Below are 12,309 nucleotides of genomic sequence, written 5' to 3' on the forward strand. Positions count from 1 at the left end.
ATGCGTCGAGCGGATTACCGTGATCACATGACTGCTGCCCCCGAGAACGGTTCCCTGCCACCGGTGACCCCGCGCACGATCCTGCGCGCCGGCGACGTGGTCACCCGGCCGGACTGGCCTGCAGGCGAGGACGTGCGCTCGGTGCATGTGGTGCGCATCGGCGGAGCCGGTATGAGCGCCGTCGCCCGCCTCGCGCTCGAGTCCGGGCTCACCGTGAGCGGTTCCGACTCGCAGGACGGCCAGTTCATCGCCCCGCTGCGAGCGGCCGGCGCCCGCATCGGGATCGGCTTCGACGCGGACCTGCTGGATGCCGACCTGGACCTGGTGGTCGTCTCCACCGCTGTGCGCGCCGACAACCCCGAGGTGCTCGCGGCTCGCGAGCGCGGGATCCCGGTCATCCACCGCGCGGCCGCTCTGGCCGGGCTGCTCAGCGGCCGTGGCCTGATCGCGATCGCCGGCACCCACGGGAAGACCACCACCACCGGGATGGCCGTGTCCGCGCTGCGCGGTGCCGGGCACGATCCCGCCTGGGCGCTCGGCGCGGCGGTGCCCGACCTGGGCCGCAACGCCGGGCTCGGCGCCGAGCCGTCCGCACCCCCGTCGACCACCGCACTCGCGGTGGTCGAGGCCGATGAGTCCGACGGCTCCTTCCTCGCCTTCACCCCCCGCTCCCTGGTGGTCACCAATCTCGAGCCCGACCACCTCGACTTCCACGGCGACGTCACCCACCTCACCGCGGCGTTCGACGCGCTCACGCGGCAGCTCGCCCCCGGCGGCACACTCGTGGTGTGCGCTGACGATCCGGGCGCCCGGGCACTCGGTCAGCGGGCCGAGGAGCGCGGGCTCACCGTGGTGCGCTACGGCACCGGCGAGGATGCCCGGTGGGCGCTGCGGCAGGAGCGCAACGGGCCCCGCGGCGCCGAGATCGAGATCGACACCCCCAGCGGTGAGCTGACCGCACAGCTGTCGGTGACCGGGCACCACAACGTGCTGAACGCACTGGGCGCCCTCGCCGCGACCGCCGCCGCCGTGCCCGGGGCCGATCTCACCGCCCTCGCCGCCGGGCTGGGGACCTTCACCGGTGCCTCCCGTCGCTTCGACGTGGCCGGGACCGCCGGCGGGGTCACGGTCGTGGACGACTATGCCCACCACCCGCGGGAGGTCGCCGCGACCATCGCCGCGGCCCGCGGGATCGTCGCCGCGCAGCCGCAGCCGGGACGGGTCCTGGTCGGCTTCCAGCCGCACCTGTTCTCCCGCACCCGAGACTTCGCGGTCGACTTCGCCGCAGCGCTCTCGGCGGCCGATCTGGCCTGGGTGCTGCCCGTCTACGCGGCCCGGGAGGACCCGGACCCGAGGGTCGACGCGCGCACGGTCACCGACCTCGCCGCAGAGTCCGTGGAGCCGGTCGCCGGCGCCGAGCAGCTCGTGGACCGCGTCGTCGCCGCCGCCCGCCCCGATGATCTGCTGCTGATGCTCGGCGCCGGGGACATCGTGGAGGTCACCCCCGGGCTGATGGCCGCCCTGGACTCCGCTCGAGGGCGTGGCTGATGGCTCGACGCCCCACCGCGCCGCGCCCCCGGCAGGGCCCCCGACGCCCAGCACCATCGGTACCTCCGCAGCGCCGACCGGTGGCGAAGGCCGCTCGGCAGCGTCCGACGGAGGCCCCACCCGCGCCCACCACCGCTGCCCGTTCCGTCTCGTCGACCGCCTCTGCGCCGCGCTCCCGCTCGGCGTCGTCGGCGGCTCCGGCGCCCCGCTCCCGCTCCCGGTCCGTCGGCCGGCCCCGCCCGATCTCCACGGCCGGCGAGAAGCCGATGGCTGACGGGCGATCGGTCCCCGCCGACGGCCGTCTGCGAGAGCTGGTGGTGGGTCGCCCCTGGCGGCGACGTCGCCGCCTGATCCTCGCCGGCACCGCGGGCACTCTGCTGGTGCTGGTCGCCGCACTGCTCACCGTCGTCTTCCTGCCCGCCCTGCAGGTCGACGAGGTGACGGTGGACGGGACCGGATACCTCGACGAGGCAGAGATCCGTGCCGTCGCCGCGCCGCCGGCCGAGGGCAGCGTGCTGCTGCTCCCCACCGGCGAGATCGCCGCCGAGGTGGGGGCGATGCCGGGCGTCGCCTCTGTCGAGGTCGAGCGGATCTGGCCGGACGGAGCGCGGGTGAGCATCACCGAGACCGCCCCGATCGCGGTGCTCACCAGGCTGGACGGCACCTCGGTGGTGGTCGGGGAGGATGGGCAGGAGCTGCCCGCTGCCGCAGGCGAGGGGGAGACCCTGGTCCCGCTCGCGGTCAGCAGCGGCTCCGCCGACCCCGACGGGGCGGCCGCCGCGATGAGCGAGGTCCTCGCGGAGATGCCGACGACGCTGCGCGGCGCGGTGCGGGAGGTCTCGGCCTCCACCAGGAGCGACGTCACCTTCGAGCTCGCCCTCGAGGGCGGCGGCACCAAGACGGTCGTGTGGGGCGACGCGCATGATGCGGAGCTCAAGGCCGAGGTGGTCCAGGCGCTGCTCGGCCAGCCGGGCTCCGTCATCGACGTCTCCTCCCCGGTCGCCCCCGTGACCAGATGACGCCGATCGAGGTCACCACGGTGATCTGGCCCGCGCTCGGAGGCCGACACGCGCCCTCGGTATTTGCGTGCAGGTGCACCTGTCCCTAGCGTCAGAGGAAAGGGGAGGTGCCCCGAAGTCCGAACCTCAACTCGAGGTCCAGGGTTTCGGAAGTCCACGACCAGGTGCGACGCAGGCCCCTCTTCGCGGAGGAACGACAAGAGCAAGGACCCAAACGTGGCCGGAACCCAGATCTCACTCGCAGTCATCAAGGTCGTCGGCGTCGGCGGCGGAGGTGTCAACGCTGTCAACCGCATGATCGAGTCCGGTCTGAAGGGCGTCGAGTTCATCGCGATCAACACCGACGCCCAAGCGCTGCTGATGTCCGATGCGGATGTCAAGCTCGACGTCGGCAAGGAGATCACCCGCGGTCTCGGCGCCGGCGCCGACCCCGAGGTCGGAAAGCGGGCCGCCGAGGACCACGCCGAAGAGATCGAAGAGGTCATGCGCGGGGCGGACATGGTCTTCGTGACCGCCGGCGAGGGCGGCGGCACCGGCACCGGCGGCGCGCCCGTGGTCGCCAAGATCGCCCGCAGCCTCGGTGCGCTGACCATCGGTGTGGTCACCCGCCCCTTCACCTTCGAGGGTCGTCGCCGCTCCACCCAGGCCGAGTCGGGCATCGCCTCGCTGCAGGCCGAGGTCGACACCCTCATCGTGATCCCCAACGACCGCCTGCTGTCCATCGCGGACAAGCAGGTCTCGATGCTCGACGCCTTCAAGAGCGCGGACCAGGTGCTGCTCTCCGGCGTCCAGGGCATCACCGACCTGATCACCACACCGGGCCTGATCAACCTCGACTTCGCGGACGTCAAGTCCGTCATGCAGGGAGCGGGCAGCGCCCTGATGGGCATCGGCTCCGCACGCGGCGAGGACCGAGCGCTCCAGGCCGCCGAGCTGGCGGTCTCCAGCCCGCTGCTGGAAGCCTCCATCGATGGCGCCTACGGCGTGCTGCTGTCCATCCAGGGCGGCAGCGACCTCGGCCTGTACGAGGTCTCCGAGGCGGCCCGCCTGGTCCAGGAGGCCGCCCACCCGGATGCGAACATCATCTTCGGCTCCGTCATCGACGACGCCCTGGGCGACGAGGTCCGCGTGACTGTCATCGCCGCCGGCTTCGAGGGCGGCGGTCCGGCCCCGCGCCACGACATCGCCCCGCAGCAGCGTCCCGCCCCGCGCACCGAGCAGGCTCCGGCGCCGCGCGCCGCCCAGCCTCGCCCCGCGGCCCAGGAGCAGCGCCCCGCCCAGGGCGGAGCCGCCGCCGCCCCCGGGGCCTGGGGCCTGCCGCAGCAGGCGTTCTCCCCGTCGCGGTCCAGCGCCGCGGAGCCGGAGACCGAGATCCTGGACGCCGCGGATTCCGAGGACGAGCAGGGTGCGGCGCAGGGCCAGGTCGCCCCGCAGCCCGCACCGCGGGCCCCCGAGCGGGAGCCCGCGCGCCCGCCGCACATCGAGGAGCCGCCGTCGGACGATGACGATCTCGATCTGCCGTCATTCCTCAAGTGAGCTCACCTCTGACAGCACGGGCCCCGCGTCTTCGCGGGGCCCGTGCCCTGTTCACGGGGCGGGGCGGGGGAGTGAGCACCGGCGACCACGCCGGGCTGAACCTCGCCCGGCACGTCGGGGACGACGAGCAGGCCGTGGAGCGCAACCGCGCCCTGCTCGCCGAGGAGATCGGCGCGTCGGTGGTCTTCGTCGACCAGGTCCATTCCGCCGATGTCCACGTGCTGCCGGCGACGGGCAGGGTGCCGACCCTCACTGCGGATGCGATGGTCACGGACCGGCGCGATGTCGCGCTGGCGATCATGGTGGCGGACTGTCTGCCGGTGCTGCTGTCCGATCCCGTCGCCGGTGTCGTCGCGGTCGCCCACGCCGGCCGCCAGGGTCTGCTGGCCGGTGTGCTGCAGCGCACGATCGAGGTGATGGCAGAGCTCGGCACCCGTCCGGCGGACCTGCAGGCGAGCGTCGGCCCCTCGATCTGCGGCGCCTGCTACGAGGTGCCCGCCACGATGCGCGACGATGCCGCGGCGCGGCTGCCGCAGACCTGGGCACGCACCTCCTGGGGCACACCGTCGCTGGACCTGCGCGCCGGTGCGGTCGCGGTGCTGGCAGCGGCGGGCGTGCCCCGCGCCTCGCTCGATGCGGACCACCCGTGCACCCTGGAGGACGAACGCTTCTACTCCTACCGCCGCGCCTCGCGCACCGGCCGGTTCGCCGGTGTGATCCGCCGCAGCTGAGGCCGAGGGGCGGCGGGCGCTCACCGCGTGAGCGCCACCGCACCGGACACGCCCACGACACGCCGGGCACCTCCCGGGGTGGAGGAAATGCCTACGGTACTTTCAGTGGGCAAGGGCTCCCGCGCACTCCCCGTGCTTCCCTGGAGCCCAGGTCAGCGTGAACAACAGACTGGGAGATCTGCGATGGGAACCTGGCGCAACGCCATGGTCGCACTCGGCCTCGCCAACGAGGTCGACGACGAGTACTACGAGGACGAGCGGCTCCGCCACGACGAGGTCGCCGCATCGCCCCGCCGCACCGAGCGCGGCCCCGAGCCCGCACCCGAACGGGAGGCCCAGGTGACCCCGATCCGTCAGCATTCGAACGTGGTCTCCATGGCCCCGGCAGTGGAGGAGTCGATGCACCGCATCACCACGATCCATCCGCGGTCCTACAACGACGCGAAGGCGATCGGCGAGTCGTTCCGCGACGGCGTGCCGGTCATCATGAACCTCTCGGACATGCAGGACGGCGACGCCAAGCGCATGGTCGACTTCTCGGCCGGTCTGGTGTTCGGTCTGCGCGGGACCATCGAACGCGTCACCTCCAAGGTGTTCCTGCTCTCGCCGGAGTTCGTCCAGGTCGACGGGGACAGCTCTGCCGACGAGGGCAGCTTCTACAACCAGAGCTGAGCACGCCGTGCAGCTCATCGCGGGAATGGCGTACCTCGCACTCCTGCTCTATCTGATCGTGCTCATCGCGCGGCTGGTGCTCGAATGGATCCGGTCCTACGCGCGGGAGTACCGTCCGGCGGGGCTGGTGCTGGTGCTGTTCGAAGTCGTCTACACGCTGACCGACCCGCCCGTGAAGGGGCTCCGGCGCCTGATCCCCCCGCTGCGCATCGGCGCGGTCTCCCTCGATCTGAGCCTGATGCTGCTGTTGGTCGTCGGATGGATCCTGCTGCGCATCCTCGGCGGCCTCGCGATGTGAGGACTTCCCAGTTCGGGAACGTCCGCTGCATCCGCTAGGCTGACGACACTGCGCGCACCGCGCTTCTGACGTAAGAACTAGGAAAAGGTGACCCATGGCTCTGATGCCCGAAGACCTGCAGAATCAGCGGTTCACCCCCGTTCGATTCTCCGAGGGCTACGACATGGACGAGGTGGACAACTTCCTCGACAACGACGTGGAACCTCGTCTCAAGGAACTCATCGCAGAGAACGAGCGGTTGAAGAAGGAGCTCGAGGAGGCGCACAACCGCATCGCCGAGCTCGAGACCGGCGAGGCCGCGGCCGCCCCGGCGGCGGAGGTGTCCGCGACCGGCGAGACCGACGCGATCATCGACACCACCTCGGTCACCGACGCCGACGAGACTGCGGACGAGCCCGGGGCCACCGCCACGGTCGACGAGGACACCACGGTCACCGCCGCCGAGCAGGACCCCGCCGCGGGCACCGCGGATGCGGCCACCGCGCAGCAGCCCGCCGTCGAGGCCGCTCCCGTGCGGGAGGCCCCGGACCAGTCCGCGGCCGGCATCATCGCCCTGGCGAACCGTCTGCACGACGAGCACGTGAAGAACGGCGAGGATGAGCGTGACCGCCTGATCACCGAGGCCAACGACGAGCATAAGCGGATCGTGGGCGAGGCCGAGGAGAAGTCCCGCCTGACCCTCACCGAGCTGCAGGAGAAGAAGGCCGAGCTCGACAAGACCATCGAGGGCCTGCGCAACTTCGAGCGCGACTACCGCAACCGTCTGCGCAACTACCTGGAGAACCAGCTCCGCGATCTCGACACCAGCGAGACGCAGGACAAGCAGGCGAACTTCGGTCTGTGAACAGCGCTTCCACCGAGTCGACGAGCGCCGGGCCCCAGAGGTCCGGCGCTCGTCGCCGTCTGAGCCGAGGCCGGGTCCTGGGGATCATCGCGGTGATCGCCGTGGTGCTCGCAGTGATCGATCAGATCTCCAAGAACTGGGCCGAGGCGAACCTGGAGGAGCTGGTGCCCCAGCCCTTCATCGGCGAGATCCTGCAGCTGACCCTGCTGTACAACACCGGCGCGGCCTGGGGGATGGGGTCCGAGATCACCCCGGTGGTCACCGGCCTGCAGCTGGCGATCGTGGTCGGCGTGATCGTGTTCGCGCTCAAGGCGGTCCGCTCCTGGGGATACGCCGTCGCGCTCGGCCTCATCCTGGGCGGCGCGCTGGGCAACATCCATGACCGGATGCTTCGCGACCCCTCGCCCTTCCACGGCGCCGTCGTCGACTTCCTCGAGCTGCCGAACTGGCCGGTCTTCAACGTCGCCGACATGGCGGTGGTGGGCGGTGCGATCCTGATCATCGCCCTGGGCCTGTTCGGCGTCGCCGCGGATCCCGCCGCGGACGCTCCGGCAGCGGAGTCCCCGGGGAGCCCGGATGCGACTCCGGAGGAGCCGCGGTGAACGCCTCACGCACCCTGATGGTGCCCGAGGGGCTCGCCGGAGAACGGGTCGACGTGGGCATCTCGCGGATGCTGGGGCTCTCCCGCACCCGCGCCGCAGAGCTCGTGATGGCGGGCCATGTGCTGATCGACGGGCACGCCCCGGCCCGCTCCACCCGGCTCGAGCCCGGGGCGATGGTGTTCGTCGAACTGCCCGAGGAGAAGCCGGCGGTGCAGGTGCGCCCCCAGATCGCCGAGGGCATGAGCCTGATCCATCAGGACGAGGACATCGTGGTGATCGACAAGCCCGTGGGCGTGGCCGCGCATCCCAGTGCCGGCTGGTCCGGGCCGACCGTGCTGGGCCACCTGGCCGCCGCAGGCGTCGGGATCAGCACCACCGGCGACCAGGAGCGCCAGGGCATCGTCAGCCGCCTGGACGTGGGCACCAGCGGGCTGATGGTCGTCGCCCGCACCGAGCGCGCCTACACCACCCTCAAGGACGCCTTCCGCGCTCGCGAGGTCGGCAAGGTCTACCACGCCATCTGCCAGGGCACCCCCGACCAGCCGCGCGGCACCATCGAGGCGCCGATCGGCCGCTCCCCGCAGCATGACTACAAATTCGCGGTGCGCAACGACGGCAAGCACTCGGTCACCCACTACGAGACCCTCGAGGACCTCCAGGGCGCGACCCTGCTGAAGATCGGTCTGGAGACCGGCCGCACCCACCAGATCCGCGTGCACCTGTCGGCGCTGCACCATCCGCTGGTGGGCGACCCGCTGTACGGAGCGGATCCGACGCTCGCGGCGCGGGTGGGCCTGATCCGCCAGTGGCTGCACGCGATGGAGCTGACCTTCATCCATCCGGTGTCCGGGCACGAGGTCACCTACCGCTCGCAGTACCCCGCAGATCTGCAGCAGGCGCTGGAGGCGCTGCGCGGCCCCTGAGCCGGTCACGGTGCCGGTGTCACCCGCGATAGCGTCAGGGCATGAACGATGAGCAGATCTCCGGCGCACTGGCCCCCACCCGTGATGCGGCCCTGGCACGCCCCGATTTCCCCTTCGCGCGCATCGCGCATCGGCTGGGAGTGGACCCCGCCGAGGCGGAGGTCGTCCTGCGCGACGACGAGAAGACGCGGGCGGCGCTGACGCGTTCGATCCACGAGTTCCTGGCGGCCGACGACGATCGGCGGGCCGGTCGCATGCCGGCCACCGCGCTCGCCCTGGACCCGGACTTCCCGACCGGAGTGGGCATGGCGCTGGTGGGCGCGGCGGTGCTCTGGGACGCTCACGATCTCGTGCCGCGCGTCGCGCTGCGGGTCGCGAAGGACCACTACGAGGACGGTGCCGACGAGCTCGCCGCGAGCTACCTCGCACTGGTCCAGGAGGGGATCGATCCCGGGCAGGACAGCGCCGACGACGCGATCGCCTGGGCCGCCCAGTCACTGCTGGTCTCCGTGCTGCAGCGCTCCGGCAGCCCCGCCCAGGCCGATGAGATCGCCCGCGACCTCGCCGCCCACGCGATCCCGATCGACCTGTGGCGGGGCGACGACCCGACCCTGCCGGACGATTCGCTGTCCTGGCACGGCGGTGCCTTCGTGGGCGGGATCCCGCCCCGCCGTGACGAGCGCTCGCTCAGCTTCGAGGACGTCCACGACTTCATGAACACCCTGCTGGCGGACATGCGCCGTGAGCAGGAGGCGGAGGACGGCGCAGACTGAGCCGCCCGGTGCAGCCCAGGGCGGCGACGGGGCGGGCAGCGTCCGGCTCCGCGACGATGCTACGCTTGCTAAACCGCTTTATGCCCGGTCAGCGGGCGCCATCGGCGCTCTGGCAACGCTCATCGAGGAGCCCCCCATGCACGACAACCGCCCCACCAGTGAGGACCGGGTCCGCCGGTTCCTGCGCGAGATGCTGCCGGCCCGCCGTCACCTGGCCACCGGGCCGCTGACGATCGAGGCCTGGGAGGTGCCGGACGAGCCCGTCCCCTTCGAGGAGGCCAGGCGCCAGCGATACACCCCCGTGTCCGTCGGCGACCGCTGGGGTCGTCCCTGGTCGACCCTGTGGCTGCACGTCACGGGCCACGTGCCGAGCTCCTGGAGCGTCGGCGAGGACCGCGACATCGAGCTCCAGCTCGACCTGTCCTTCACGAACATGCCGGGATTCCAGGCCGAGGCGCTGATCTGGACCCCCGAGGGCGAGACCGTCAAGGCGATCAACCCCTTCAACCAGTACCTCACCCTCGAGGCCGGCCAGGAGGTCGACCTCTACCTCGAGTGCGCCGCGAATCCCAACGTGCCCGGTGACTGGACCTTCGCCACCACCGCGCTGGGGGACAAGGCGACCGCCGGGGAGGATCCCATCTACGACCTCACGATGCTGCGCCTGGCCTGGCGCTCGCGGGTGGTCTGGGAGCTCGAGCAGGACGTGATCGCGCTGAACGGCCTCATGCACACCCTGCCCGAGCAGTCCGCGCGCCGCTTCGACATCCTCCACGCCCTGGGGCGGGCGCTGGACGTCGCCGACCCGGACGATCTGCACGGCACCGCCGGCGCAGCGCGGGCAGAGCTGCGCGAGGTGCTGGACGCTCCCGCGAATGCCTCGGCACTGACCGTCATCGCCACGGGCCACGCCCACATCGACTCCGCCTGGCTGTGGCCGGTGCGGGAGACCAAGCGCAAATGCGCCCGCACCTTCTCCAACGTCTGCTGGCTGCTGGAGCACTACCCGCAGCTGACCTTCTCCTGCTCGTCCGCACAGCAGTTCCAGTGGATCCGGGATGAGTACCCGGGGCTGTTCCGACGGATCGCCGGGCACGTCGACGCAGGCCGCTTCGTGCCGGTGGGCGGCATGTGGGTCGAGTCGGATACGAACATGCCCGGCTCCGAGGCAATGGCGCGCCAGTTCCTGCACGGCAAGAAGTTCTTCCTCGAGGAGTTCGGGTTCGAGACCAAGGAGACCTGGCTGCCGGACTCCTTCGGCTATTCCGCCGCCCTGCCCCAGATCTGCGCGCTCGCCGGCAATGACTCCTTCCTCACCCAGAAGGTGTCCTGGAACCAGTACTCGACCTTCCCGCACCACACCTTCGACTGGGAGGGGATCGACGGCACCACGCAGTTCACCCACTTCCCACCGATCGACGCCTACAACGGGCAGCTCACCGCTGCGGAACTCGCCTATTTCGAGGAGAACTTCAAGGAAAAGGGCGCCAGCCACATCGGTCTGACCCCGACCGGGTGGGGAGACGGCGGGGGCGGCCCGACCCGCGAGATGATCGCCTCGCAGGAGCGGTTCGCGGATCTCGAGGGAGCGCCGAAGGTCCGATGGTCCTCCTCGCAGGACTTCTTCGCCCGCGCCCGTGCGGAGTATGTGGACACCCCCGTCTGGAACGGAGAGCTCTACCTCGAGCTGCACCGCGGCACCTATTCCTCGCAGATCCACGGCAAGCAGGGCAACCGCCGCACCGAGGCGCTGATGCATGATGTCGAGCTGTGGAGCGCCACCGCGGCGCGCCTGGTCGACGGCTTCGTCTACCCGTACCAGGAGATCGATTCGCTGTGGGACAAGCTGCTGCTGCTGCAGTTCCACGACATCCTGCCGGGCTCGTCGATCGCCTGGGTGCATCGCGAGGCCGAGCAGTCCTACGACTACATCACCGAGCAGGGTGAGTCGCTGGTCGCGGCCGCCCTCGCAGCGCTCGGCGACGACTCCGAGACCTACGTGATCGCGAACTCGGCATCCCGTTCGCGCCAGGGCGTCCCGCCGCTGGCGATCGCCGCCGCGAGCGATCTGGGCGCGGCGCCGATGGTGCGGGAGGCGGGCGGCACCCTCACCGTGACCACCCCCGGGCTCCACGTGCAGATCGACGAGCGGGGGCTGCTCACCTCGCTGCGCGCCGGCGCCGCGGGTCGCGAGGCGATCGCCCCGGGGGCCGCCGGGGCCCTGCTGCAGCTGCACCGGGACGCACCCAACGCCTGGGACTCCTGGGACATCGATGAGTTCTACCGCCATGTCCACCGTGACCTGACGGCCGAGGGCGCGCCGGAGGTCACGCACGACGAGGATGGCACGGTGCGCATCGCCGTCACCCACCGCACCCGCGAGGACGGCGCCGTCGAGCGCCCCCACGAGGGGATGCCGGCGGTCGGGACCGGATCGCGCATCACCCTGACGTACTCGGTCGCTCCCGGTGCGGACGCCCTCGGCATCGACCTCGACGTCGACTGGCACGAACGCAAGAAGGTGCTCAAGCTGGCCTTCCCGCTGGATGTCCGCGCCGCCGTCATGAGCAGCGAGATCCAGTTCGGCCACCTCGACCGGCCCATCCCCGTGAACACCAACGAGGACTTCGGCCGGTTCGAGACCTGCGCCCATCGCTGGGTGCGCGTGGCCGAGCCGGACTTCGGCATCGCACTGGCCAACGACTCCTCGTACGGGCACGACGTGCGGCGCGTGCTGCGGGAGGACGACGGCGGGACCACCACGGTGGTCCGCGCGACGGTGCTGCGGGCGGCGGAGTTCCCGGACCCCCTGGCAGAGGAAGGGCAGTACTCCCTGCAGTACGCGATCCGACCGGATGCGGGCCTCGGGGACGCGGTGGATCTCGGCGAGGAGCTCAACCAGCCCCAGCGCCGTCTCCGCCGCGCGGAGGAGCTGGCGCCGGTGGCTCAGCTGGTCGCCGACGGCGAGGAGAGCAGCGCCAGGATCCAGACCATCAAGCTCGCCGAGGACCGCTCGCAGGACCTCGTGGTGCGGCTGTACGAGTCCGAGGGGAGACGCGCCGAGGCGACCCTCCAGGTGCCCGGGGCGAAGGAGCTGACGGTGGTCGACCTGCTCGAGCGGCCGCTGACCGACGACTCCCCGCTGGCGCATCGCGCAGCTGCTGCGCAGGGGTCCGCCCTGGCCCTCACGCTGAAGCCCTTCGAGATCACGAGCGTGCGCGTCCGCTTCTGAGGCGATCTGCCTGACGTCACCGGGGGTCCTGCGGCCCCCGGTGGCGTCGTGTGCCCTGAGGGGGCCGCTGCTCAGCACGGCAGCTCGGAACTGCTGGTCCGGTGCGTCGAACCTGCCGCGGAATTGACAGG

11 protein-coding genes are annotated in these 12,309 nt (G+C 71.4%); all 11 read left to right on the forward strand.

Going from position 1 to position 12,309, the window contains the following annotated elements:
* The first annotated feature begins 27 nt into the window (after window positions 1-27).
* The 11 genes from murC (at window position 28) to CFK39_RS13440 (ending at window position 12,178) form a co-directional block, all read left to right on the forward strand.
* Window positions 28-1,548 carry a UDP-N-acetylmuramate--L-alanine ligase gene (murC, locus tag CFK39_RS13390; RefSeq protein ID WP_089065876.1) on the forward strand — a complete coding sequence of 507 codons (1,521 nt, stop codon included), beginning with the start codon at window positions 28-30 and terminating at the stop codon, window positions 1,546-1,548.
* A gap of 266 nt (window positions 1,549-1,814) precedes the next feature.
* Complete coding sequence (locus tag CFK39_RS13395; RefSeq protein ID WP_245822649.1) at window positions 1,815-2,567, forward strand: cell division protein FtsQ/DivIB; 753 nt, start codon at window positions 1,815-1,817, stop codon at window positions 2,565-2,567.
* A 216-nt stretch (window positions 2,568-2,783) separates the two neighbouring features.
* On the forward strand, window positions 2,784-4,103 hold the full coding sequence (gene ftsZ / locus CFK39_RS13400) for a cell division protein FtsZ (RefSeq protein ID WP_089065878.1): 1,320 nt from the start codon (window positions 2,784-2,786) through the stop codon (window positions 4,101-4,103).
* A 71-nt stretch (window positions 4,104-4,174) separates the two neighbouring features.
* Window positions 4,175-4,834 (forward strand): peptidoglycan editing factor PgeF, encoded by a 660-nt coding sequence (gene pgeF, locus CFK39_RS13405; protein WP_338027682.1) that lies wholly within the window; start codon window positions 4,175-4,177, stop codon window positions 4,832-4,834.
* Window positions 4,835-5,017: 183 nt separating this feature from the next.
* Window positions 5,018-5,506 carry a cell division protein SepF gene (locus CFK39_RS13410; RefSeq protein WP_089065880.1) on the forward strand — a complete coding sequence of 163 codons (489 nt, stop codon included), beginning with the start codon at window positions 5,018-5,020 and terminating at the stop codon, window positions 5,504-5,506.
* Window positions 5,507-5,531: 25 nt separating this feature from the next.
* Window positions 5,532-5,804, forward strand: a complete 273-nt coding sequence (locus CFK39_RS13415; protein WP_420836207.1) for a YggT family protein — start codon at window positions 5,532-5,534, stop codon at window positions 5,802-5,804.
* A 94-nt stretch (window positions 5,805-5,898) separates the two neighbouring features.
* A complete protein-coding gene (locus tag CFK39_RS13420; RefSeq protein ID WP_089065882.1) occupies window positions 5,899-6,648 on the forward strand; it encodes a DivIVA domain-containing protein in 750 nt (249 codons plus the stop codon).
* Complete coding sequence (gene lspA, locus CFK39_RS13425; protein WP_157697173.1) at window positions 6,645-7,250, forward strand: signal peptidase II; 606 nt, start codon at window positions 6,645-6,647, stop codon at window positions 7,248-7,250. The genes CFK39_RS13420 and lspA overlap by 4 nt, the downstream gene beginning before the upstream one ends.
* Window positions 7,247-8,173: an RluA family pseudouridine synthase gene (locus CFK39_RS13430; protein ID WP_089065883.1), complete on the forward strand. Its 927-nt coding sequence runs from the start codon at window positions 7,247-7,249 to the stop codon at window positions 8,171-8,173. Before lspA ends, CFK39_RS13430 begins: the two co-directional genes overlap by 4 nt.
* A gap of 41 nt (window positions 8,174-8,214) precedes the next feature.
* Entirely contained in the window at window positions 8,215-8,946 is a 732-nt protein-coding gene (locus tag CFK39_RS13435) for a hypothetical protein (RefSeq protein ID WP_089065884.1), read from the forward strand.
* Window positions 8,947-9,082: 136 nt separating this feature from the next.
* A complete protein-coding gene (locus tag CFK39_RS13440; RefSeq protein WP_089065885.1) occupies window positions 9,083-12,178 on the forward strand; it encodes an alpha-mannosidase in 3,096 nt (1,031 codons plus the stop codon).
* Window positions 12,179-12,309: the final 131 nt, after the last annotated feature.

Origin of the sequence: Brachybacterium avium (assembly GCF_002216795.1) — a bacterium.
GTDB classification, from domain to species: Bacteria; Actinomycetota; Actinomycetes; order Actinomycetales; family Dermabacteraceae; genus Brachybacterium; species Brachybacterium avium.

Excerpts from the sequence above, each read along its gene's own strand:
- CFK39_RS13420 (WP_089065882.1), top strand. The coding sequence starts at position 5,899 with ATGGCTCTGATGCCCGAAGACCTGCAGAATCAGCGGTTCACCCCCGTT.
- CFK39_RS13410 (WP_089065880.1), top strand. The coding sequence starts at position 5,018 with ATGGGAACCTGGCGCAACGCCATGGTCGCACTCGGCCTCGCCAACGAG.
- CFK39_RS13415 (WP_420836207.1), top strand. The coding sequence starts at position 5,532 with ATGGCGTACCTCGCACTCCTGCTCTATCTGATCGTGCTCATCGCGCGG.
- murC (WP_089065876.1), top strand. The coding sequence starts at position 28 with ATGACTGCTGCCCCCGAGAACGGTTCCCTGCCACCGGTGACCCCGCGC.
- CFK39_RS13395 (WP_245822649.1), top strand. The coding sequence starts at position 1,815 with ATGGCTGACGGGCGATCGGTCCCCGCCGACGGCCGTCTGCGAGAGCTG.
- CFK39_RS13435 (WP_089065884.1), top strand. The coding sequence starts at position 8,215 with ATGAACGATGAGCAGATCTCCGGCGCACTGGCCCCCACCCGTGATGCG.
- CFK39_RS13440 (WP_089065885.1), top strand. The coding sequence starts at position 9,083 with ATGCACGACAACCGCCCCACCAGTGAGGACCGGGTCCGCCGGTTCCTG.